The organism is Amycolatopsis bullii (genome assembly GCF_014654205.1).
Lineage (GTDB): Bacteria > Actinomycetota > Actinomycetes > Mycobacteriales > Pseudonocardiaceae > Amycolatopsis > Amycolatopsis plumensis.
In genome coordinates this window covers 212739-235577 of sequence record NZ_BNAW01000005.1, presented here as the reverse complement: position 1 = coordinate 235577, position 22839 = coordinate 212739, and the positions used below count along the sequence as shown (strand labels likewise).

Below are 22839 nucleotides of genomic sequence, written 5' to 3'. Positions count from 1 at the left end.
CTCATCGTCGGGCGGCCCCGGGGTCCGGGCGAGCGGTCACGCGCTGGCGGGCAACTACCGGACGCTGACGGTCAACTCCCGGCGCACCTCGCTCGGCGCCCGGCCGAACGCGCTCTTGAACACCCGGCTGAAGTGCGCGGCGTCGACGAACCCCCAGCGGGCGGCGATGGCCGCGACCGGGCGGCCGGCGTGCACCGGGTCCAGCAGGTCGCGGCGGCAGTGCTCCAGCCGCCGGGTGCGGATCCAGCCGGACACCGTGGTGCCCTGCTCCTGGAACAGCCCGTGCAGGTGGCGGGTCGAGATGAAGTGCTCGGCGGCGATCCGCGCCGGGGTGAGGTCGGTCGACTGCAGGTTCGCGTCGATGTGGGCGCGGATGCGGCGCATCAGCTCGTGGTGCGGGTCGGCGTTCGCGCGCGCGAGGTCGAGTTCGGTGGCGACCAGGGTGGACAGCAGGTCGACGGCGCTGTGCGCCAGCCGCGCGCCGGCGGGGCCGCCCAACTGCTCGAGGTTGCCGCCGAGCTGGGCGAGGAACGGCACGACGACGTTGCCGACGCCCTCCTTGCCCGACATCCGCACCGCGGTCAGCCGCCCGACCAGCTCGGCGGGCAGGTCGATCAGCCGCTGCGGGAACATCACGACGAGGGTCCGGAAGTCCTCTTCGAACACCAGCGAGTACGGCCGGTGCGTGTCGTAGAGGGCGACGTCGCCGGGGCGCAGCACGGCCTGCCGGTCGTCCTGCACCAGCAGCCCGGTACCGGCCAGGATCAGGCTCAGCTTGTAGTAGCGGCGCTCGCCGCGCGCGATCAGCTCCGGCGTGCGCTCCACGACGTGCGGTGAGGCGGTCACCTCGGAAACCTGCACGTCATCGGCCGCCGAGGAGCGGATCCGGCCGCGGAAGCCGTCACCGCCCGCGGTCACGTGCAGCGGCACGAAGGACTGGGAGACGGCGGCGCGGAATTCGGTGAAGTCGCGGGCGATGAGGGTCGTCGGGGCAGGCACGGGTCACCTCGCAGCGTCGGGAGGAGGTAGCGTCGTATACGATAAGCGATACGATCACCGGCGACAATGCTCGGCCGGCTGCCAGCAGACGGCGACGCGTTCGCGGCCGTGCTGACGGGACCGGAGGAGTCAGGCGATCCGCGGACAGCGGCCCCCATGACAAACACCGACGCTTCCTCTATTCATGAGTGCCGTGGGCTGCTCATCATCCGCCCTGACGCGCGCGGAGTCTTCAGCGTGACGAAGCGCGGTACTGGGAGGCGAAGCGTGGGAGTGAAGGTCCGTACGGTCAACGGCGCGAAGGAGCTCCAGGTCCAGGACGTGCCCTGGACCCCGGAGCTGAGCGAGCGCTTCGCGGCTGAGGGCTGTACGGGCCTGCTCGTCGGCTCGCCGGGCGGCCCGGCCGTCCCGGACCTCGGGTTCGTCCGCGACCTGCCCGGGCTGACCCGGGTCCGGCTGCTGCGCGGCGTGGCGGACTGCTCGGCGGTGGCCGATGTGCCCGCTCTGGAGGAGCTCGCCCTGGCCACCGACTACCACGGGCCCCTCGCGCTCGCCGGCTTGACGCGACTGCGGGTGCTCGGGATGCCGTTCCTGCCGGCGGTCGCGGACCTGGCAAAGCTGCGCGAGCTGCGGGAGCTGACGGTGTGGGACTGGCCCAAGACGGAGCCGTCCCTCGAGGTGCTCGGGGACAAGCCGTCGCTGGAGTTCCTGCGCTTGGAGCTCAAACGCACCACGACGTTGACCCTGGCCGGCCTCGCCGCGCCGAAGCTGCGGACGCTGTGGCTCTACGACGGCAAGGTGACGTTCGCGGGCGAGTTCCCGGACCTGGAGATCGTACAGCTGAATAGCACGAAGGTGGCGTCCCTCGACTTCGTCCGCACCCTGCCGCGGCTGCAGGAGCTCGATCTCCAGAACGGGGGAGAGGTCGAGAGCCTGGCACCGCTGCGGGGCCATCCGGCGTTGCGCACGGTGGCGTTCGGTGGCCGGACGACGTTCCGCGACGGTGACCTCAGCCCGTTGCGTGAGCTGCCCGTCGTGGAGAACGTGTCGTTCGAGCGCGGGGCGCCTCACTACAACCTCAAGCCCGCGGAGGTCCGCAAGTAGCCCCGCCGCGCAGGGGCACCGGTGTCATGCTGAACGAGGTTCGGCGAAGCCCGGCGCGTCCGTGCGCTTTGCCTCGTTCGCAGCGTCGCCGCCTCGGGCCTGGTCTGCGCCTGAGGCGACGACGTGGTGCCGGGGCGTTGGTCGGCGTGGGGTTCCAGATCAAGATGATCGAGGCGTGGGTCGTCCTGCCCGCGCTGGTGGCCGCGTGCCTGGTCGCTCCTGGGCGGCGGATGTGGCGGGCGACCGTCCTCGGCGGGACCGCGCTCGTCGTGTCACTGGCGTGGCTCGTGGTGGTCGGCTTCGTCCCGCGCGGCGAACGTCCGCACGTCGACGGCAGCCGTGGCGACTCCTGGTGGGAAATGGTCTTCGGCTACAACGGCCTCGGCCGCGGTCTCACCGGCGGCACCGTCGCGATCCTTTGTGGACACTGTGGGGCTGCTGGTGCTGAGCTTCCTGCCGGGCCTGCACCCGGGACAGCTGCGGTTCCTCTCTCTGACCGCGGTACCCGGTTTGCCGGGCGTGCTCGGCGAACGCGCGACATGGGCGCGCGGCCACTGAGCGCCGGTGCCGCTCCGGACGCCGAGCGGCATGACGTTGTTCGACTGCGCGTCTGCGCCGCATTACCGTTGACCGCCCGGCTCAGCTTCGGTTGCGGGCTCGGAAGGCCGCGGTCTTCACGCGGTTCTGGCAGGCCGTCGAACAGAACCGGCGGCTGCCGTTGTGCGAGGTGTCGACGTAGACGCGATCGCATCGCGGCGCCGTACAGATGCCGAGCCGGTCGCGGGCCGCGCTGCCGAGGACGACCGCCAAGGCCGCGGCGCACGCTCCGGCCCACTCGCCGGCGACGCCGCCGCGGGTTCCGGCGAAGTGCAGGTGCCACCAGTCCTGGCCAGGATGGCAGACCAGACGGGGCTGCGCGGCGTAGTGCTCCATCAGTCGGTTGGCTCCCGCGGCAGCACCGTCGTAATCCGCCTCGGCGGCCGAGGCGAAGATCGAAGCCAGCTCGTCGGCCACGCGCACCATCGCCTCCGCCTCCGTGCTGGTGAGCAGCGGCAGGTCTTCGGTGCTTTCCCCCGCCGCGCGCAAGGCCGTGGTCGCAGCCTCCCGAAGGTCGTCGCCGACGGGGACGACCAGTGGGCGGCCGCGTTCTTCGCCGCTGGTCAACGCGTTGGCCAGTAGTGCAGCGACGCGCACTGGTCCGCTGTAGTGACTGTCGAATTCCACTTGACCAGTTACACCTACCTCTGCGAGCGTGACTGTCACTGATCATAGAAGACAGTTACGGGAGGCTGGGATGCCGGTTTCGAGCGAGCACGCGCGGACGTGGATCAGCCGGTGGGACCGCCAGCAGGAAACCTACGTCCCGCATCGCGAGGCGCGCTTCACGGTGTTGCTCGATGCGCTCGAAGCCGCGTGCGGCAGGCCGGATCCCTCGGTGCTCGACCTCGGTTGCGGACCGGGGTCTCTGGCGGTGCGGGTGCTCGACCGCATCCCGGCGGCGACGGTCGTCGCGGTCGATGCCGATCCGCTGCTGCTTGGCCTGGCGCGCGCCGCTCACCACGATCGGTCCGGCCTGCGCTTCGTCGAAGCGGACCTCGGCCGCCCAGGGTGGGGCGCCGAGCTGGCGTTGGGCGGACCCGTCGATGCCGCAGTCAGCACGACGGCCTTGCACTGGCTGCCCGAGCCGCAACTGGGAGTCGCGTACCGCGAGCTGGCCGGGTTGCTGCGGCCCGGCGGGGTCCTGCTCAACGGCGACGACCTCAGCGTGGAGGACGCCGCGCCCGGGCTCGCGGAGCTCGAGCGGCACCTGCTGCGGCAGGCGGCCGGCCCGCGTGGGGAAAACCTCGACGACTGGCGGCGGTGGTGGGACGGCGTCACCGAGGACCCTGCTCTCGCGGAGCTCGTCGCTCGGCGAGGAGACGGCCCGGCCGCCGGCCACCGTGGCGCCGAGTCGGCGCAGCTGTCCGCGCACGAGCGCGCCTTGCGAGCCGCCGGGTTCGCCGAGGTGGGCACGCTCTGGCAGCACGGTGGGAATCGGCTCGTCTGCGCGATCGCCGAAGCGCCGGCGGTTTGAGCCGGGTGATCGCCGGGCAGTTCGTGACCAAGATTCGTCGACGCACGGAGGACGTGGCATGGCGCACCACCCCGCGATGGACGAGCTGACCAAGAAAGGCGAGGACGAGAGCTTCGAAGCGCTGGCTTCACGGCTCATCGACGAGTTCGGACCTGAACGTCGTGACGACGTCCAAGCGGCGATCGCGGCGGAACGCCGGCGGTTCGACGACGCCGGTGTCCGCAGCTTCCTGCCCGTTCTGGTCGAGCGCTCGGCTCGGGACCGACTCGAACGAGCCTGAGTGCCGCGTGGGCCCGCCAGTGCGCGGGCCCACGTGAAGCCGGTCATTGCGAGCAGCGTCTGCCGGCTGCGGAACGTTCTTGAGCTCCGGCCGGTCGGCTCGCGGGACAGGAAGAACCAGGCGTGCGCTCGTCGAGTTCGTTGTGGGGCACCAGGCAGCCGCCTCGCAGTGACTTCGGGTGGCCGCGCGCTAGTCGTGGTCGGGGATGTCGTGCAAGTGGTGGTCGGCGGCGTTCATCGCCTCCACCAGCAGCCGGCGGACGTGCCCGCCGCGCGCCCGGTACAGGACCCGCCGTCCGGCACGGCGTTGGCTGACCAGCCCGGCCAGCCGTAACCTCGGTTGCTTCGAGCTGGCAGGAAGGCGGGGTCGATGAGCCTGTCCACGCGGTCGCGCTGACTGTTGGCGGCGGCGGGTGCAGCCGTCCCGCACTCCTCGAGCGAGCGCCCGTCGGATGAGCCCGGGAGCGATCGTCCACTGTGGTCGGCTGGCCGGACGCGGAAAAGTTGTCTCGCCGGTTCCGCTTCAAACCACCGGAACGGGGGAACTCACGCCCGTTGACATCCGGCGGTACGGAGGGACTCGACCATGGCAGCGTCTTCCGGTGACGAGCCCGGCGACCGCGGGGATGCCGCGCGCGAGGGGCACCACGACCTGGTGGCCCAGCCCCACACCGAGGATGAGGGCACGGTGGCCGAGGCGGAGGCGGAGGCGGCGCAGCTGAGCACCCTGGTCCAGCCGCTGGGCGAACCCGGCCGCCGGCTCGACCGGAAGTCGCCGTTCTTCGTCGGCCTGCTCGGGGCCGCCGGGGTGGCGGTGGCCTACGTGCTCGCCCAGGCGATCGTGACCGCGCAGGACACCCTCGTGCTGATCGGGCTGGCGCTGTTCCTGGCGATCGGCCTGGAACCCGCGGTGTCGTGGCTGGTGGGCCGCCGGTTCCCGCGGTGGGCGGCGGTGCTGGCGGTGCTGCTCGGGCTGCTGGTCGTGGTCGGCGGGTTCCTCGCCCTGGCGATCCCGGTGGTCGTGGAACAGGCGACGGCGTTCGCGCACCAAGCTCCGCGGTACCTGCAGACGTTGCAGGACCACAGCTCGCCGCTGGGGCAGCTCAACGACCGCTTCGGGCTGCAGCAGCACCTGCAGCAGCTGCTCAGCGGTGGATCGGGAGTGCTCGACACCGCGCTGTCGGCCGGCAAGGCCGTGCTCGGGACGCTGGGGGACCTGCTGATCGTGATCGTGCTGACGATCTACTTCCTGGCCGACCTGCCGCGCATCCGCCGGGGTTTCTACCGGCTGGTGCCCCACTCGCGCCGACCGCGGGTGATCCTCATCGGCGACGAGATCTTCGCCAAGGTCGGCGCATACGTGCTGGGCAACGCGCTGATCTCCCTGATCGCCGGGTCGGCCGCGTACGGCTGGCTGCTGATCTTCGGGGTGCCGTACGCGCTGCTGCTGGCGATCCTGGTCGCCCTGCTCGACCTGATTCCCGTCCTCGGTACGGCCATCGCCGGGATCGCCGTGTCGTTGGTGGCGTTGACGGTTTCCTGGCCGGTCGCGGTGGCCACCGTGGGGTTCTTTCTCGTCTACCGGGTGCTCGAGGACTACCTGCTGGTGCCGCGGATCATCGGGAAGGTCGTCAAGGTGCCTGCACTGGTCACGGTGGTCGCGGTCCTGCTCGGCGGGGTGCTGCTCGGGGTGATCGGCGCGCTGGTCGCGATCCCGATCGCCGCGGCGGTGCTGCTGATCCTGCACGAGGTCACGTTCCCGCGGCTCGATCAGGCCTGACCCCTGCCGCCGTCGAGGTCGCCGCGGCGACCGGAAACGATCCGCCACTCCCGGCCACCAGCTCAGCCGTCGCCGGCGGAGTCGACGCCGGCACCACCGGCGCCGGACCGAGAACCGCCGCCAGGATGCCCAGCACCAGGCCCGTCACCGATGCTGCTGCGCGCGCTGGAAGACGACCTGTCTACCGGGACGGCGCTGCTCGACCCAGCCCATGCCGATGCAGAACGCCACGAGAAGCTTGCGTCCCTCAACGCGGATCAAGCGAAGGCCGTTGAGGACCTGGTGGGCAGCCAGTTCAATCGGCAAGGACGAGCCGGAGGGGTGTGAGCTGATCTTCACCTCGGCAATGCACCAGGAGGCTGGCTTCGCCGTCTCCTGGTCGCTGCGGGCCGGTGTCGTGGCAGCAGCAGGCCGGCCGCCGCGATGGCCAGTGCGAATCCGGCCGCGATGAGGAAGACGCGGTCGTAGCCGGTGGCGAGGGCGGACGGGGAACTTCCGCCGTCCGCCGTCTTGGTGGCGGCGGTGGCGAGCACCGCCAAGCCCAGCGATCCGCCTGCCTGGCCGGCGGTCTGGGCCAGGCCGCCGATGGTCCCCGCGTCGCGGCCGGGGACGTCGGCGGTGGTGGCGGCCATGAGGGTGGGGAAGGTCAGTCCGATGCCCGTGGCGATGAGCAGGGTGGGACCGAGGATGCCGGTGAGGTAGCCGCTGTCGGCCTGGGCCTGGGCGAGCCAGCCGAACCCGGTCAGCAAGCACGCGCTGCCGGCGAGGATCAAGGGGCGTACGCCGGCGCGGGGCAGCAGCGCGGCGGCTGATCGCGCGATCATCATGAACGTCACTGCGGCGGGGGTTTGCCCGAGCCCGGCTTGGAATGCGCCGTATCCGAGGACGTTCTGCAGGAACAACGAGGTGAAGTACCACATCGCGATGGCGGTCCCGCCGAAGAGCAGCAGCATGCCGTTGCCGACGGCCACGCCGCGGATGCGCAGCAGCCGCAGGGGCAGCATCGGGTGGGTGGCGAACCGTGCTTCCACCACGGTGAAGGCGGCCAGCAGGAGCAGGCCCGCCACGGCGGGCCCGAGGACCGTCGGGGACGCCCAGCCGTGGTCGGTGCTGCGCATGATCCCGTAGATCAGCGCGGCCAGCCCGGCCGTGCCGGTGACCGCGCCGGCGATGTCGAGGGTTTCTTCCCGGGCGGTTCGGGTGCCGGGCAGCGCTCTGACGGCCACTGCGATCAGCACGGCGCCGATCGGCACGTTGATCAGGAAGACCCACCGCCAGGACAGGCCGGCGGTGAGGGCGCCGCCGGCGACCGCGCCCGCCATGCCGCCGACACCGCCTGCGGCCGACCACGCGCCGAACGCGCGGGCGCGCGGGCGGCCCTCGGCGAAGCTGGTGTTGATCACGGCCAGTGTCGCCGGGGCCAGCAGCGCGGCTCCGACGCCTTGTGCGACGCGGGCCGCCACCAGGAGCTGCGGAAGGGGCGCCAGGCCGGCGACCAGGCTTGCGGCGCTGAACAGCACCAGTCCGGCGGTCAGGATCCGGCGCTGACCGAACAGGTCGGCGGCGCGGCCGCCCAGCAGCATGAAGCCGGCGAAGGTGAGCAGGTAGCCGTTCACCACCCAGGCCAGGCCGGCGGGGGTGAAGCCGAGGTCGCGGTCGACCGAGGGCAGCGCGACGTTCACGATGGAGGAGTCCAGGATCACCATGAACTGGCAGGCGCACACCAGCGCCAGGATCAGCCACGCGGATCCGGTTCGTGCTTCGACAGGGCCGCCGGGCAGGGCAGCCGCGGAGGGTGGGGTGGTCACAAGAGTCTCCTAAGGGAGGGAAGAGGCTGGGGTGATGACGTCCGGTCACGCGGTCCGGAGAGGCGTTTCGGGCGCGGCCGCGCGGGCGTTGCCGTCGGACTCGGTGTCGGCGACGTGGCGGCCGGTCAGCAGCCTGATCGTGATCTGGGCCAGCCGCTGTCCCTGGTAGCTGGCCGCGTCCAAGGCCGCGGTCTTGAGGTCGTCTCCGGTCGGTCCGGTCACGGCGGAGACGCCGTAGGGGTTGCCGCCCGCCGCGTACACGGCCGGGTCGGTGAACCCGGGCGGGACGATCAGCGCGCCCCAGTGGTAGAACACGTTGCCCAGCGAGAGGATTGTGGCCTCGCTGCCGCCGTGCCGGTTGTACGCCGAGGTGAAGGCCGTCACCGGCTTGCCGGCCAGGGCCCCTTCCTGCCACAGCCCGCCGGCCTGGTCGATGAACTGCTTGAGCTGCGCGGCCGGCGTGCCGAACCGGGTCGGTGTCCCGAACGCGAACGCGTCAGCCCACGCAAGGTCCGCCATCGTGGCCTCGGCGCTCGTGGTGGCGGCAGCGTGCTCCCGCCACTGCGGGTTCTGGTCGATCGCGGCCTGGGGTGCCAGTTCGGCGACTCGTCGCAGCCGCACCTGGGCCCCGGTCGAGGCGGCCCCCTCGGCGACGGCTTGGGCAAGGGCGTGCACGGTGCCCGTGGCGCTGTAGTAGATGACGGCGACCTTCGCGGTCATGTCGGCTCCCTGATGGTTGCGCAGCGTTGGTTATCCGGATAACGTTATGTGCATAATAATTATGCGGGTAACCAACTTGTCAAGGGAGTGCTCGTGGACTTCGACCAAGCCGACGCCATCAACCAGGCCATCCGCATGCTGAGCCTGCGCCACCGGGCCAGGACCGCCGAACTGCTGGCCCCGCTCGGACTGCACCCCGGCCAGGAGGCCCTCCTGCTCGAACTCGCCCGGTCCGGGCCCATGATCCAGGCCCAGCTCAGTGAGGCGCTCGGGGTCGAGCGGCCCAGCGTCACGCTGATGGCCCGCAAGCTCGAAGCGGCCGGTCACATCCGCCGCAGCTCTGCTCCTGACGACCAGCGCGCCACCGTTGTCGAACTCACCGACCGCGGCCGGGCCCTGACCGACGGGATCAAGCAGCTGTGGTGCGCCCTGGCGCAGCAGACCCTCGCCGGCCTGCCTGCGCAAACGGTGGCCGAGCTACCCGACCTTCTCAAGACCCTGGCCGGCAACGTCGACACCCGGCGTGCCCGCCAGCACCGCGACGCCGGATGAGCCGCCGGGTGCCATCCCGAGTTGATGGGGACACCCGCTGACGCGAGCCGCGTGGGCCCGATCCGCAGGCCGGTGCTCCTCCCGCTTGTTCGGGCGGGTGGGGCCGGACGTGTTCGGTGCACGATCGGCTTGAGGGAAAGATCCCCAGCTATACGAAGCACGTTACCGAAGCGAACCGGCGCGTCTTTGTCAGCGGTTGGATCTTCTCGCTCTTCGTGCCACGGGACTACCGGACGGTTACGCGACGGGGATCGAAGACACGGGTCATCGTCAGGGCGGCTCGCCGGCGGCTCAGGAGCCGGCTCGCGAGCACGCCGAGGCGGTTCGCGCGGCCGTCGACGACGACGGGGCCCGGGTCGCGGCGCTCCAGGTGGTTCAGCGCGGTGGTGACGACGTTGTCGGGCGTGCGTAGTTTTCCGGCGGTCAGCACGGCCGCGTCCGGGCCCATGTCCGACGTGAATTCGGTGGCGGTGGCGCCGGGGCAGACGGCGAACACGGTGACGCCGGTGCCGCGCAGCTCGGCCCACAGTGACTCGGTGAAGCTGAGGGAAAACGCTTTCGTGGCGCCGTAGACCGCCATCCGGGGCGAAGGCAGGGAGGCGGACACGCTGGCGACGTTGATGACGAAGCCGTGGCGGCCGTTCACCATGCCGGGGAGGAAGGCGGCCGCCAGCCGCATCGGTGCCAGGGCACCCACGGCGATCTCGGCGGAAAGGCGGCCGGGTTCGGACTCGAGGAACGGGGCGAATGATCCGGACGCGGCGTTGTTGATCAGGCCGGTGACGTGGAGGCCCTGCTCGGTGACCGCGTGGTGCAGTTCATCGGCGGCGCCGGGCCCGGCGAGGTCCGCCGGGATCACGTCGATGCGGGCGTCGGTGGCGCGGCGGAGTTCCTCCGCCAGCGAGGTCAGCCGGTCGGCGCGGCGGGCGACGAGCACGAGGTTCGCGCCGCGCGCGGCCAGTGTTCGGGCGAACGCGGCTCCGATACCGGAGCTCGCTCCCGTGAGCAGCACGGTCTGGGCGCGGTAGTCAACGGTCATGCCACCAGCGAACCGGCGGCCGGCGCGCGGGTCCAAGACCTGTTTCGCACCTGGTCATGCACGAGCGGCATCGCGGACGAGCAGCTTCTGCGCGGAACGGACGAACTCCGCGACGAGCGGGTTGGTCTCCCCGGCACGGCCGGCGACGACGACCTGGCTCGGCTCGGCCCCCTCGAGGGGAACGGCGACCAGATCGGGACGCAGGGTGAAGCGCCGGTCGTCGGCGGGGACGACCGCGATGGCCGTGCCCTCGGCGATGGCTTCCAGTTTGTCGTCGTAGGTGTCGGCGAGGGTGGGTCCCAGCGGGGCCGGACCATGGCCCTCGTGGGGTTCGAGGCGCCAGAAGCCGGTCCAGTTCGCGCCCATGCCGGTGCAGCCGACGAGCGGCTCCGACCGGACGTCGGCGACGTTGATGGACTCCTTGCCCGCGAAGCGGTGGGTGGTGGACACCAGGGCGACCAGAGGCTCGGTGTAGAGCGCGGTCACGGCGAGGTCGTCTTCGGGTATCGGCAGTGGTGCGCGGATGACCAGAGCGTCGATCTGCCGATCCACCAGCGCGCCCGCCTCCCGCGAGCTGAGATGACGGGTGCGGACGTGGGCGCCGGGATGGTGGTTTCGCAGGTCGCGGACGGCGGGGGTGATGACCAGGTCGTCGGCGTACCCGACGGTGATGGTGCGGGCCGGCGCCGCGGCGCGCGCGGCGAGCACGGCCTGCTCGGCGTTGTGCACCAGGTGCTGTGCCCGGGGCAGGAACGCCGCGCCGGCGGCGGTGAGCCGGCTGCCCTGGCTGGTGCGTTCCAGAAGGCGTACCCCCAGGGCGTTTTCCAGCCGCTGGATCTGGCGGCTCAGGGACGGCTGGGCGACCCGCAGCTGTTCGGCCGCGCGGGCGAAGTTCAGCTGCTCGGCGACCACCAGGAAGTACCGGACCAGCCGCAGATCCAGGTCGGGGAGCATGTTCGCAGGCTACTCCGTCATGCCGTTCCGGTATGGCGTCGTGCGGATGAGGTCTTGGACGCACGGCACCGCGCGATGGTGTCTTGGGGACATGACCATGGCTTTCGTCAACGGCGTTCCCGTGACTCCCGCGGTGTGGGCGCCGCTGATCGACGAGTTGCCCGAGGCCCGGCAGCGAGAGGTGGTCCTGCTCGCGCCGCCCGGCTTCGGCGCACCCCTCCCGGCGGATTTCGCGGCCACGTTCGACGACTACCGGAACTGGCTCATCGACGAGCTCTCGCGGTTCGAACTTCTGGAACAGCTGGTGAACTCCGGTGGAGCGCGGCGCTCGCGAGGGTGAGTTCAGCTGACCTTTCCACGGGCGCGGTGTCGAGATCGGTGGCGGTCAGGGCCGAAGTCGGCGGCCCGACATCGACATGGATCCGCCGAGCGCGGAGACAGTTCCAGTGCCCGGGCGGCAAGGCTGGCGTGCACGGCGCGCGGCGTACCACCTGGCGAATCATCCAGTTTCAACCACGATCGCTGGGTGATCCGCCATGGCCGCCCCGCAACCCGGGGTGATGGACTGGCCTCATGAAACCGACCTCGGTGATCACGCGGGTGGACGTGCCCGCCAGAGAGGGCCGGGCCGTTCGAGTCGGCGCCGGGGACCTCGTGCGCGTCAGCACACCCGAAGGGGCTCAGGTGGGCGACCTCTTCGCGTTCGTCTCGGCCGACGCCGCGGAGCACCTGAGCGCCGCGCACACCCGCGGCCACGTCGACCGGCTGTTCCCGCACGTGCGCGAACAGTTCGTCACCACACGCAGACGACCCGTCCTGACCCTGGTCGAGGACACCTCGCCGGGCCGCCACGACATGCTGATCCCCGCCTGCGACCCGGCCCGCTACCGGAACCTGGGCCACCACGGCGAGCACGCGTCGTGCGCGGAAAACCTCGTGACCGCCTTGCGCGGACTGGACATCGAGATCACGACGGTGCCGCAGCCGGTGAACCTGTTCATGGACATCACCCCGAACGCCGGCGGCGATCTCGAGTGGCGGTCGTCGCCCGCCGCTCCCGGCGCCACCGTGTCCTTCCGCGCGGAGCTGGACTGTGTCGTCGTCGTGTCCGCGTGCCCACAGGACCTCGTCGGCATCAACGGGCACGAACCCGGCCCGCTGGTCATCGAGGTCCACCGAACCGACTCCGACGAAAGGTAGCTCGATGAGCACGACCCACCCCGCACTCACCCCGGTCCGCCTGGGGAAGCACGAGCTCTCCTCGCGGTATGCCGTCGCACCGATGACCCGCGTCTCCGCCTCCCCGGAGGGCGTGCCCACCGCAGACATGGCCGACTACTACGCCGAGTTCGCCGCCGGCGGGTTCCCCCTGGTGATCACCGAGGGCGTCTACCCCGACGCCGCGTACAGCCAGGGCTACCTCAATCAGCCCGGTCTGGCCTGCGCCGAGCACGTCGAGGCGTGGCGCGCGGTCACCGGCGCCGTGCACGCGGCAGGCGGAGTGGTGATCGCCCAGCTCATGCACGCGGGCGCGCTGTCGCAGGGCAACCGGTACACGAGCGAGCGGATCGGGCCGTCCGCGGTCCAGCCGCGTGGCGAGATGATGCCCGAATACGGCGGGAGCGGCCCGTGGCCGGTGCCCAGGGAGATGTCCGCACAGGACATCGAAGACGTCATCGACGGTTTCGCGGCCGCGGCGGGCAACGCGGTCACCGCCGGCTTCGACGGGGTCGAAGTGCACGCGGCCAACGGATACTTGCTCGATCAGTTCATCACCGACTACACCAACAAGCGCACGGACTCCTACGGCGGGCCGATGGCCAACCGGATCAGGTTGACCGCCGACGTCACGCGGGCGATCAAGGCCGTGGTGCCGCCGGAGTTCGTGGTCGGCGTCCGGCTGTCACAGACGAAGGTCAACGACTTCACCTACCGCTGGCCGGGCGGGGAACGCGACGCCGAGACCGCCTACACGGCACTGGCCGCGGCGGGGGCGGATTACCTGCACATCGCGAGCGAGGGGCGCAACTGGCTCGATACCGCGCGGCTCGCGAGCGGGCGTACTCTCACCAGCGTCGCCCGCGAGGTCACCGGTCTGCCCGTGATCGTCAACGGTGGCATGCACAACGTGGTGCTCGCCGAGCGAGTGCTGGATGAGGGGCATGGGGACTTGCTGTCGATCGCGAGGGCTGCGCTGGCCAACCCGGACCTGCCGCACCGGGTGGCCAAGGGGGTCGAGCTGGACCGGTTCGACCACGGCATGCTCGACCCGACGGTCACGCTGGACAACGCGCGCCGCCGGCGAGCGGGCGAACGAGGATGACCGCCGGTTCGTGGCTGGGTGGCGGCGCCGCGGTCGCCACCCTCACGTTCGACGTGGACGCGGAAACCCCGATACTGGCGGCGGGGGCGCACTACGCCGGGCACCAGATGACCATGTCGCACCAGTCCTACGGGCCGGACGTCGGCGTGCCGCGCATCCTGGACATGCTCGACGAGCTGGGTGTCCCGGCGACGTTCTTCGTTCCGGGCTGGGTGGCGCGGAACCGCCCGGGGCTCGCGGCTTCCATCGTGGAACGTGGTCACGAGGTCGCCCACCACTCCTACGCCCACCGTGCCCCGACTTCGATGAGCGAGCAGGAGGAACGCGACGACTTCGCCAAGGCGATGGAGGTCTTCGCCGCGCAGAGGATCGAGATCCGGGGTCACCGCGCGGCGCTGTGGGGCGCGCGGTGGCAGACCCCGGAACTGGTCGCCGAGCACGGCCTGTCCTACGACTCCTCGCTGATGGCCGACGACCGCCCGTACCGGATCGCGACTGCCGGTGGCGAGATCGCCGAACTGCCCGTGCACTGGTCGCTGGACGACTGGGAGCAGTACGCCTTCCTGCCGGAACCGCACATCGGCTCGGTGATCGAGTCGCCGGCGAAGGTCCTGGAGCTGTGGCGTGCCGAGCTGGACGGGATGCGGCACTACGGCTGCCTGTTCAACCTCTGCTGCCACCCGTTCCTGTCCGGGCGGCCGGGCCGGATCATGGCGCTGCGCAGGCTCGTGGAATACGCCTTGGAGTGCGGCGACGTCACGTTCCTGCGTTGCCGCGACCTCGCGGACGCCGTGCTCGCCGACCCGGCGCTCACCGCCCGGCCGGTGCCGAAACCACCGGTCTACCCGTAGAACTCGGCTGCTTCGAGCGCGAGGTAGAGGTCGACCCGGTCCTCGGTGCGGGCCACGTCCCGGCCGGTCAGCTCGGTGATCTTGACGAGCCGGTTCCGCAGTGTGTTGACGTGGACGAACATGGCCTCGGCCGTCGCCGTCCAGTGCCCGCCGTGTTCGAGGAACGTCCGGATGGTGCGGACCAGCTCGCTGCCGCGCTGGGCGTCGTGCTCCCGCAGCGGGCCCAGCACCACGTCGGCGAAGTTCCGCAACGTGTCGGCGTCGTGCAAGCCGAGCAGCAGGCGGTGCGTGCCCAGTTCGGCGAACGTCGCGACCGGGGGACCACCCCGGCGCCGAAGGACGTGGCAAGCCTCCCGCGAGCGCACCAACGGCTGCTTGAGTCCGGCGGCGTTCTCGGCGCTCCCACCGATACCGACCACCGCGGCGCGGCCGGGGAACCGTGTGCCGACGGCGCCTGCCAGCCGGGTGGCGAGGTCGTGGAGGTCGGTATCGGGCCGCCGCCACGGCACCACCGCGACGACGTCCCCGGTACCCCCGGCCACCGCCGCCGGAGAGTTCTCGGCCAGGAAGAACTCCATGACCGCCTCCGTCAGGCCAGGCAGGGTCGGCGCCCCGGCGCCCGTGAAGGCCAGGGCCACCACCGCGAGCGAGCCGCTGGGATCGACGCCGAACGCGCGGAGCCTGCCCGGCACCTCACCGCTGCGCTGCGGACCGGAGAGGATCATGTCCAGCAGCTCACTGGCGAACCGCAGCTCGATCGCGTGCACCGCCTGCTGCTTGGCCGTTTCCAAGCTGAGGAACCGGGCGGCTTGCTCCAGCGCGGCGCGCTCCCCGTCGCCGAGATCTCGCAGGCGACGCAGGCACAGCAGCGCCGCGTCGAGGTCCCCGATCGCGCCGACGAGGAAGACACTCGCCACTTCCTCGTCCCCGAGGTCGATCTCCAGCGGCGGTGGGTGGTCACCGAGGCGTTCGGCCACGGCGGCGCGCTGCTCCGCCGTCAGGTCCGCTCCGGCCGAGGCCACCGACCGTCCGGCCCGGTCGACCACGGCCAGCGGTACGTCGTAGTCGCGGCGCAGCACCTCCAGCACCCCGGAGGCCCCTGCTCCCTGTGACAGCGCGGTCGCCAGTGCGTCGCCGCGTCGCACCATGCCGAGCAGGCTGGACTGACGCATCGCGGCGTAGTGGCCGGCGGCCGCTCGCGTCACCGCCGTGAACGGCACTCCCGCGCCGATCTCCACCAGAGGCAGCGCGGCCGCGGCGCACGCGTCGATCATCGCCCGCGGCGTCCGCGGCATCTGCCGACGCAGGCCGAACACGATCCCGGCGGCACCCGCGTGCACCACGTTGCCGACGAACTCCGCCGCCTCGGCGTGCTCGAGCCACATGCCGTTCGTGAGCACCAGCTCCCGCTCGCCGAGGTACGGCGACGGATCGGGAAGTTCGGTGTTGTGCACCCACACGACAGCCTCGTCGAGCGCCCCGGGCCGGCCCTCCACGAGCAGGTGCAGGTCGAGATCGGCGTTGTCTACCAACGATCGGAGCGTGAACACGTTGTGAGCTTAATACAGTGATCCGGCCACAAGCTGGAGTTTCCTCTACTGGTCACGGTGGGGTCCTGGGTGCTTCGGTGAGGCCAGTCACCCGGCGGCCCCCAGGAGGTAGCGATGGCGCAGGACACGGCGGACAGTGTGCGTTTCGACGCGCACGGAATAGAGCCGATCCCCGACCACGGGCGTGACTCCACGCCGTGGGAGCAGTTCTGGATCTGGTCCGGCGCCAACATCGCGCCGATCAACTGGGTGCTCGGCGCGCTCGGTGTCACCCTCGGGCTGAGCCTGGTCGAGACGCTGGCGGTGGTGGCCCTCGGCAACCTGGCCGGATGCGCGGTCTTCGGCCTGTGCAACGTGATGGGCCATCGCACCGGCGTGAACCAGATGGTGCTCGGTCGTGCCTCCTTCGGCCGCCGTGGCGCCAAGGTGCCCGGTGTCGTCCAGGGGTTGCTGGCGATGGCGTGGGTGGGCGTCAACACGTGGGTGGTGCTGGACCTCATGCTGGCAGCGTTGCGACAGCTCGGCATCGAGGGCGGACCGTGGCTGCGTTACATCGTCGCCGGCGTGATCATGGCGGTGCAGCTGTGGCTGGCGCTGTACGGCTTCTACGCCATCCGCACGTTCGAGAAGTACACCGTGCCGGTCACGGTCCTGGTGATGGTGGTGATGACGACGCTCGCGCTCAGCCGGGCGAAGGTGGACTGGACGTCGTCGACCGCGGCCTCCGTGCCGGACAAGGTCACCGCCGTGACCCAGCTGCTCACCGCGATCGGGGTGGGCTGGGGTGTCACGTGGGTGCCCTACTCCGCGGACTACAGCCGGTTCGTCCGTCGTGGCGCCTCCTCGCGTTCGGTGTTCTGGGCCTCGGCGCTGGGCATGTACCTGCCGACCGTGTGGCTCGCGGCGCTGGGCGCGTGCCTGGCCAGCGCGGGCGGGAGCAGTGATCCGTCGGCGCTTGTGGTGAGCGCGTTCGGCTCGATGGCGTTGCCGGTGCTGCTGTTGATCATGCACGGACCCATCGCGACGAACATCCTCAACCTCTATTCGTCCTCACTGGCCGCGCTGACCGTCGGCGTGAAGGTCGCGCGGTGGAAGCTCACCCTCTTCGCGGGCGTGGTCGCGTCGGTGGTCCTGCTGACCTTGATGGAGGCGGAGAGCTTCGCGCACGCCTTCGACAACTGGATGACTTTTATCCTCATCTGGATCAGCCCGTGGGCGGCCATCGTGCTGATCGACTACTTCGTGCTGCGTCGCGGCCGGCTGGACGTCTCATCGCTCTACACCGGTACCGCCGCGGTGAACTGGCGCGGGCTGCTGAGCCTCGGGCTGGGTGTGTTCGCCGCGTGGACGTGGCAGTACGGGCTCACGCCGGTGATGCAGGGGCCGCTGGCGACCGCGATGAACCACACGGACTTCTCGTGGCTGTCCGGCTCGCTGGTCGCCGGCGGGCTGTATTACCTGTTGCAGAAGACGCGTTCGCCGGAAGCGCGGGCGATCGAGGCCGACCGGTGACCCCGGAGGAGGCGCTGATGGTGGCGCGACGGACACCGGACACGTTCCTTCAGCTCATGCCCGCCGCGCGGAACGAGGAAGCCGCCGGGCCGCTCGGCGGCGTGCCGTTCGCGGTGAAGGACATCTTCGACGTGCGTGGGACGCGCACCACGGCGGCGTCGCATGTGTTCGACCACCGGCCGCCCGCACGCGAGGACGCGGAAGCGGTGCGGCGCGTCACCGCCGCCGGGGCCGTCCTGATCGGCAAGACCACCATGAGCGAGCTGGCGTTCTCCGGGCTCGGGGTGAACGAAGGGTTCGGCACGCCGACGCTGTGCCGCGCCGGCCGTGACCATGTCGTCGGCGGGTCGTCGTCGGGGTCGGCCGCGGCCGTCCGCGCCGGCGTCGTCCCGTTCGCGCTCGGGAGCGACACGTCCGGGTCCGCGCGGATCCCGGCGGCGTGGACCGGCCTGTTCGGGTTCCGCCCCAGCTGGGGGCGGTACCCGAGCGCCGGGATGACCGCGCTCGCACCCACGCTCGACACGGTCGGTCTCATCGCGGACAGTCTCGAGTACGTCGAGACCGTCGACCGGGTCCTCGCGGACGTTCCGCCTCCGGTGGGGGATGTGCGGGCCCCGACGTACGTGGTCCCGCACGAGGCATACCTCGCGAGCTGTGACCCGGATGTCCTGGAACGGTTCCACGCCGACGTGTCCCGGCTGCGCGCGGCAGGGCACCGGATCGCCGAGCGGAAGATCGACTCCCTCGACGCGGCGCGCGGGCTTCACCAGCGTCACGTGCACATCGTGGAAGCGGAGGCGTTCGCGGCGTTCGGGGCGTATCTGGAGCAACCGGACCTGCTCGGACCTGCGGCGCGGCGCCGCCTCGAGCGAGCGCGTTCCCGTCTGCGCGCGGGCTCTGCCGACGTGCTCTACCAGGCCATGCCGTCGCTACGGCGTCAGTTCCGCCGGGAACTGGGGGAGGCGCTGCTGCTGAGCCCGGCGGTCGAGATCGACGCTCCCGCGTACGAGGACGTCCGCACGTCACCGCAGACGCACGACGAACGGAACGGGCGTGCTTTGACCATGACCATGGTGCTGAGCTACCTCGACGCGCCGAGCCTGGTCATTCCCACCGGTACCGGCGAGCAGCCGGCGAGCGTCCAGCTCTCGAGCTGCTCCGGGCAGGACCACTCGGTACTGCGCGCGGCCCGGCTGCTCACCGGGACCTGAGAAGCGGAGACCAGGCGGGTCGCCGCCGACCGCCGCGCAGGCGCCGGATCGGACGGTGGGAGCGCCTCGGCGATGGATCGTGACGGTACCGGCCCGATGACCGCGTCGTTGCGCGGTGAGCTCGGCCCGGTCGCGGGCACCCCGGATCGGCGCCGACCGGCGGCGTGGCCCCGCCCGGCACCCGGGCGGGGGCCGTCGCTTCCCGCATACTTTGATCGACCGATGTCTTGATCCGGCGGTCACGAGATCGTGGCTGCATGACGGTGAACGAGATCGACAAGACCCCCGCCGGCCGGCCGGCCGAGCCGCCCGACGCCCACGACCAGTGGAACTTCGCGGTGCGTCGCGAGACGCCGACGCAGCGGCTGGACCGCAACTACGCCGAGATCCTGCAGGAAGTGCGGGTGGCGCAGACCGGTGTGCAGCTGCTGCTCGCCTTCCTGCTCACCGTCGCCTTCACCCCGCGCTTCGCGACGCTGACCGAGTTCGAGCGGCGCGTCTACGTGGCCGCGCTGGTGCTCGGGGCCGCCGCCACCGCACTGCTGATCGCGCCGGCCGCCTTTCACCGGCTCGTCTACCAACGGCGGCTCAAGCGGCAGCTGGTGCTCGCGTCCAGCCGGTTCGCGTTGTGCGGGCTGACCCTGCTCATGCTCTCCATCGGCTCCGCGCTCCTGCTGATCCTCAGCGTCACCCTCGGGCCCGCGCACGCCGCGTGGTTCACCACCGGCGCGCTGGGCTGGTTCGCGCTGTGGTGGTTCGCTTTCCCGCTGTGGAGCCGGATGCGCCACTCCGGAGACCGCTAGCCCGACGCCGAATTCCTGCTCGCTTCGCGAGCGATGTCGATGCGGGAGTGCACGCCGAGCTTGGCCAGGATGTGCGAGACGTGGGTGGCCACCGTGCGCGGCGACAGGAACAACCGGGTCGCGATCTGCGGGTTCGACAGCCCCTCCACCACGAGGCCGGCGATCTTGGTCTCGGTCGGCGTCAGGCTTTCCCAGCCGTGCGTGGCCTGGCGGTGCTTCACCGTCGGGCCACGCCGGATGCCGAACGTCCGGAAGCGGGCGCGCAGCCGCGCCACGTCCCAGTGCGCGCCCAGGCTGCCGTACAGGTCCAGCGTGCGGGTGAAGGCGGCCCGCGCCGAGCCGCGGTCACCGGCCTCGGCGAACGCGATCGCGGCGGCTTCCAGCGCCTTGGCGCGGGGGAGAGGACGGCCCGCCTCGCGGTAGCCGTCGGCGGCGCGCAGCAGGGTCGCCGCCTCTCGCTCGGTCATGCCCTGGCTGTAAAGGCCCAGTGCCCGGCGGTGCGGGACGTCCGCCCCGGCCGTGATCGCACGGATCCTGGCGCCGACCGCGGCCGCGGTGGCGGTGTCACCGGTTTCCACGGCCAGCCGGACGGCGTCACCGAGCAGGCCCTCTCCTTCGTCTTCGCTCGCGAGCGCGGCGGTCAACGCGGCGAGCGCCCGGTCCGGCTCGCCTGCCTGCTCGAAGGCGAGGCTGCGCGCCAGGACCAGTGACTCCACGACCCGGCCACCGATCCGGTCCGCGCACGGTGCCGCCGCGTCCAGGTGTCCCTGCGCCGCGGCCGTTTCGCCGCGGTGGAAGTGGATGATCGCAGCGACGCCGTGGTCGCAGCACGCCACGCTCGGATCCTTGAGCTCGTCCGGGACGACGTCGACCTCCGCCACGGCGTCGTCCCACCGCCCGCTGCCCAGCAGCAGCTGCCCGAGCGCGCTCTGCGCCTGGGTCAGCCGCACGACGCTGCCCGCGCGGTCCGCCAGTTCGCGGGCCCGCTCGGCGGCGGCGAGCGCGTCCGGGTAGCGGTCGAGCGCGCCGAAGGTGACGGCCTGGTTGATCCGCAGCAGCAGGCCGAGGTCGGTGAGAGTGGGATCGTCCGACGCGGTGGCCATCGCGCGCTCGAACAGCGGCAGTGCTGCGGTCCACTCGCCGCGCATCATCGCCACCAGGCTCAGCACGTGCAGGGCCCACCCGGTCGCCCAGCGGTCGTCGCCGGCTTCGGCCAGGGCGGCGGTGGCGACCCGCGCGGCGGTGTCGACTTCGCCGAGGTCGCGGTGCGTCCGGGCGGTGAGCACGAGCAGCCGGGCCCGATGCCGGGCAGACAGGTCCGGTGCGGCCGCGGCCTGGCTCAGTGCGGCGAGGGATTCGGCGGAGCGGCCGGTCATCGCCCGGCACTGCGTCACCGTCGTGTGCAGGTCGACGCGCAGTTCCGGGTCGGCGGCCCGCGGCAGGGTGCGGTCGGCGACGCGTTCGGCTTCGGCGAAGTCGCCGACCCGGTAGAGCGCCTCGGCCAGCCGGCAGCCGAGCGCTCCGGCCGTCGCGTCGCCGCCCTGTACCGCGCGACGCAGGAGCGTGACAGCGACCTCGGGCGCCTGGCCGATCAGCGGGGTGGCGGCGCCGAGCAGCCAGTCCACGACCCAGCGCGGGACCGGTTCGACGGCGTCTCCGGCGGACACCGTTGGCAGCAGCTGCCGGGCGACCCGCTCGACCGGCGCACCGGCATCGGCCAGGGCCCGCGCGGCGGCGCGGTGCCAAACGACCCGGACCCCGGCGGGCAGCTCGTCGTACAGGGCCTGGCGGATCAGAGGATGCCGGAACGCCAGGTCGTCGCCGGACGCCGCCAGCACCCCGGCGGCCCGTGCCTCGTCGAGCGCGGAGACGAGAACGGCCAGCTCGGCGTCGGCCACGACCGTCAGGTCTGGGACCGAGAACCCCACGCCGAGCAACGCGGCCGCCCGCAGCACGGCCCGCGTCTGCTCCGACAGGAAGTCCAGCCGATCGGCGATCGCCTCCGGCAGCGAGTCGGGGGTGGGACCGCCGGTCAGCTCCGCGATCCCCGCGTCGTCGACGGCCAGGCACGCGCTCCGCGTCAGCGCGTCGAGCAATTCGGTGAGGTACAGGGGGTTTCCCGCGGCGCCGTCGGCCAGCCCCTCCAGCCGCTCGCCCGGCTTGCCGCCGGCCAGCTTCGCCACCAGCTCGAGCGCGGCCGGTTCGGTGAGCCGGCCGACGCGCAGCCGGTCGGCGGGACCGACGATCCGCCGCAGCGCGCGCAGGTCGTCGCGGCGGGGCACCGGGCGCAGCACACCGATCAGGAGCAAGGGCAGCTGCCGGACCGAGCGGGCGAGCCTGCCCCACACCGCCACGGTCGCGCGGTCGGCCCACTGCAGCTCGTCGACCACCAGCACCACCGGGCCGCCTTGGCAGAGCTCGTCGACGAGGACCAGCAGCTGCTCGGCGGCCGCCGCGGCGAGATCCGCTCCCTTGCCCCGCCCGGTGTCGCCACGCAGGAGCCCGGCAATGGCTCCTCGCCGGGGATCCGGTGCGGACCCGGTGATCCGCAGCGCGTCCAGCAGGGGGAGCAGGGGCAGCGCCTGCCCCAGTTCGTCGCCGGCGCCGCGGAAGACCTGGCACCCGGACCGGGTGGCGACCGCGCACGCGGCCCGGACGAGGGTGGACTTGCCGATGCCCGGCTCGCCGTCCACCAGGACCGCCCGCCCGCGACCGGCGGTGACGTCGTGCACCCAGCCCACCAGCCGGGACAGCTCACCGTCCCGGCCGATCAGGAGGTCGACACCGTCCGTGAGCGGTTGCACACACTCGATAATAGAAGACGAACAGTTGCTGAACAAGAGGTGTACTAAACATTGCTGCACGACGGGTCGGAAACCCGCTGTTCTCATTCTTGAAAGTTGTAGTTCGCTCATTGTTCGGAAACCCGCTCGGGCATGATTTGGCCGCCTGGCGTTGGCGGGTCCTTAACCATCCGTTGTCGGCCGGTTGTGCCGGACCTGGGAGCGTCTGCCTGGCACGGAAGTCAGTTTCGCCCCGATTGTCCACCGGAGGAATGATGTCGGTTCGCCGAGCGGTCGCCGCGGTCGCGTTGACCCTCTTCGCGGCTGGTGTCCTGGGAACTTCCGCGACCTTCGCCGTCGCCGCCGAGAGTGCGGCGCCGGCCGCCGTCCTCGCCGAGATGGGCTACAACGGCGTGTCGCCCGATGAAATGGGCTACAACTAAGGGCTCTGACGGTCCTGCGGCCGTGGCTGGAAGACCATTCCCGCCGCGGCCGTT

23 protein-coding genes are annotated in these 22839 nt (G+C 71.5%); 15 read left to right on the top strand and 8 right to left on the bottom strand.

Annotated elements, in window-relative coordinates:
- Positions 1–54: 54 nt before the first annotated feature.
- On the bottom strand, positions 55–999 hold the full coding sequence (locus IE317_RS09490) for a helix-turn-helix domain-containing protein (protein WP_191308296.1): 945 nt from the start codon (positions 997–999) through the stop codon (positions 55–57).
- A gap of 267 nt (positions 1000–1266) precedes the next feature.
- On the opposite strand from IE317_RS09490, the gene IE317_RS09485 reads away from it, so the two are divergent.
- Both IE317_RS09485 and IE317_RS09480 read left to right on the top strand, forming a co-directional pair.
- A complete protein-coding gene (locus tag IE317_RS09485; RefSeq protein ID WP_191308295.1) occupies positions 1267–2103 on the top strand; it encodes a leucine-rich repeat domain-containing protein in 837 nt (278 codons plus the stop codon).
- A 420-nt stretch (positions 2104–2523) separates the two neighbouring features.
- Positions 2524–2661, top strand: coding sequence for a hypothetical protein (locus IE317_RS09480; protein WP_191308293.1), 138 nt, complete (start codon positions 2524–2526; stop codon positions 2659–2661).
- Between the two features lie 81 nt (positions 2662–2742).
- Here the strand turns inward: IE317_RS09480 and IE317_RS09475 are convergent, their stop codons facing one another.
- Complete coding sequence (locus tag IE317_RS09475; protein ID WP_229902591.1) at positions 2743–3297, bottom strand: CGNR zinc finger domain-containing protein; 555 nt, start codon at positions 3295–3297, stop codon at positions 2743–2745.
- A gap of 100 nt (positions 3298–3397) precedes the next feature.
- Here IE317_RS09475 and IE317_RS09470 point away from each other — a divergent pair, with 100 nt between their 5' ends.
- The 4 genes from IE317_RS09470 to IE317_RS09455 all read left to right on the top strand — a co-directional run bounded on the left by IE317_RS09470 (position 3398) and on the right by IE317_RS09455 (position 6563).
- Positions 3398–4177, top strand: coding sequence for a class I SAM-dependent methyltransferase (locus tag IE317_RS09470; protein WP_191308289.1), 780 nt, complete (start codon positions 3398–3400; stop codon positions 4175–4177).
- Between the two features lie 58 nt (positions 4178–4235).
- The gene (locus IE317_RS09465) at positions 4236–4457 is read left to right on the top strand and encodes a three-helix bundle dimerization domain-containing protein (RefSeq protein WP_191308287.1); all 222 of its coding nucleotides are present in this window, start codon (positions 4236–4238) and stop codon (positions 4455–4457) included.
- A gap of 585 nt (positions 4458–5042) precedes the next feature.
- Positions 5043–6236, top strand: a complete 1194-nt coding sequence (locus tag IE317_RS09460; RefSeq protein WP_191308285.1) for an AI-2E family transporter — start codon at positions 5043–5045, stop codon at positions 6234–6236.
- A gap of 150 nt (positions 6237–6386) precedes the next feature.
- Positions 6387–6563 (top strand): hypothetical protein, encoded by a 177-nt coding sequence (locus IE317_RS09455; RefSeq protein WP_191308283.1) that lies wholly within the window; start codon positions 6387–6389, stop codon positions 6561–6563.
- Positions 6564–6571: 8 nt separating this feature from the next.
- Here the strand turns inward: IE317_RS09455 and IE317_RS09450 are convergent, their stop codons facing one another.
- Complete coding sequence (locus tag IE317_RS09450; protein WP_229902590.1) at positions 6572–8044, bottom strand: MFS transporter; 1473 nt, start codon at positions 8042–8044, stop codon at positions 6572–6574.
- A 45-nt stretch (positions 8045–8089) separates the two neighbouring features.
- Entirely contained in the window at positions 8090–8764 is a 675-nt protein-coding gene (gene wrbA / locus IE317_RS09445; protein WP_191308281.1) for an NAD(P)H:quinone oxidoreductase, read from the bottom strand.
- Positions 8765–8857: 93 nt separating this feature from the next.
- On the opposite strand from wrbA, the gene IE317_RS09440 reads away from it, so the two are divergent.
- Positions 8858–9316 carry a MarR family winged helix-turn-helix transcriptional regulator gene (locus tag IE317_RS09440; protein ID WP_191308279.1) on the top strand — a complete coding sequence of 153 codons (459 nt, stop codon included), beginning with the start codon at positions 8858–8860 and terminating at the stop codon, positions 9314–9316.
- Between the two features lie 226 nt (positions 9317–9542).
- Here IE317_RS09440 and IE317_RS09435 read toward each other — a convergent pair whose 3' ends face one another.
- Both IE317_RS09435 and IE317_RS09430 read right to left on the bottom strand, forming a co-directional pair.
- The gene (locus IE317_RS09435) at positions 9543–10355 is read right to left on the bottom strand and encodes an SDR family NAD(P)-dependent oxidoreductase (protein ID WP_191308277.1); all 813 of its coding nucleotides are present in this window, start codon (positions 10353–10355) and stop codon (positions 9543–9545) included.
- Between the two features lie 54 nt (positions 10356–10409).
- Positions 10410–11309: a LysR family transcriptional regulator gene (locus IE317_RS09430; protein ID WP_191308275.1), complete on the bottom strand. Its 900-nt coding sequence runs from the start codon at positions 11307–11309 to the stop codon at positions 10410–10412.
- A gap of 91 nt (positions 11310–11400) precedes the next feature.
- On the opposite strand from IE317_RS09430, the gene IE317_RS09425 reads away from it, so the two are divergent.
- The 4 genes from IE317_RS09425 (at position 11401) to IE317_RS09410 (ending at position 14483) form a co-directional block, all read left to right on the top strand.
- Positions 11401–11649 (top strand): hypothetical protein, encoded by a 249-nt coding sequence (locus tag IE317_RS09425; RefSeq protein WP_191308273.1) that lies wholly within the window; start codon positions 11401–11403, stop codon positions 11647–11649.
- A gap of 233 nt (positions 11650–11882) precedes the next feature.
- Positions 11883–12509 carry a DUF1989 domain-containing protein gene (locus IE317_RS09420; protein ID WP_191308271.1) on the top strand — a complete coding sequence of 209 codons (627 nt, stop codon included), beginning with the start codon at positions 11883–11885 and terminating at the stop codon, positions 12507–12509.
- 4 nt (positions 12510–12513) lie between these two features.
- Entirely contained in the window at positions 12514–13632 is a 1119-nt protein-coding gene (locus tag IE317_RS09415) for an oxidoreductase (RefSeq protein WP_191308269.1), read from the top strand.
- Positions 13629–14483: a polysaccharide deacetylase family protein gene (locus IE317_RS09410; RefSeq protein ID WP_191308267.1), complete on the top strand. Its 855-nt coding sequence runs from the start codon at positions 13629–13631 to the stop codon at positions 14481–14483. Before IE317_RS09415 ends, IE317_RS09410 begins: the two co-directional genes overlap by 4 nt.
- Here IE317_RS09410 and IE317_RS09405 read toward each other — a convergent pair.
- Positions 14474–16033 (bottom strand): PucR family transcriptional regulator, encoded by a 1560-nt coding sequence (locus tag IE317_RS09405; protein WP_191308264.1) that lies wholly within the window; start codon positions 16031–16033, stop codon positions 14474–14476. The genes IE317_RS09410 and IE317_RS09405 overlap by 10 nt on opposite strands.
- A 114-nt stretch (positions 16034–16147) precedes the next feature.
- Here IE317_RS09405 and IE317_RS09400 point away from each other — a divergent pair, with 114 nt between their 5' ends.
- The 3 genes from IE317_RS09400 to IE317_RS09390 all read left to right on the top strand — a co-directional run bounded on the left by IE317_RS09400 (position 16148) and on the right by IE317_RS09390 (position 19559).
- On the top strand, positions 16148–17545 hold the full coding sequence (locus IE317_RS09400; protein ID WP_191308262.1) for a cytosine permease: 1398 nt from the start codon (positions 16148–16150) through the stop codon (positions 17543–17545).
- A gap of 17 nt (positions 17546–17562) precedes the next feature.
- Complete coding sequence (locus IE317_RS09395) at positions 17563–18756, top strand: amidase (protein ID WP_191308260.1); 1194 nt, start codon at positions 17563–17565, stop codon at positions 18754–18756.
- Positions 18757–19013: 257 nt separating this feature from the next.
- A complete protein-coding gene (locus IE317_RS09390; protein ID WP_191308258.1) occupies positions 19014–19559 on the top strand; it encodes a DUF6328 family protein in 546 nt (181 codons plus the stop codon).
- On the opposite strand, the gene IE317_RS09385 is transcribed toward IE317_RS09390, so the two are convergent.
- Positions 19556–22363: a helix-turn-helix transcriptional regulator gene (locus tag IE317_RS09385; protein WP_191308256.1), complete on the bottom strand. Its 2808-nt coding sequence runs from the start codon at positions 22361–22363 to the stop codon at positions 19556–19558. The genes IE317_RS09390 and IE317_RS09385 overlap by 4 nt on opposite strands.
- Before the next feature lie 254 nt (positions 22364–22617).
- Here IE317_RS09385 and IE317_RS09380 point away from each other — a divergent pair, with 254 nt between their 5' ends.
- Positions 22618–22785: a hypothetical protein gene (locus IE317_RS09380; RefSeq protein ID WP_191308511.1), complete on the top strand. Its 168-nt coding sequence runs from the start codon at positions 22618–22620 to the stop codon at positions 22783–22785.
- Positions 22786–22839 lie beyond the last annotated feature (54 nt).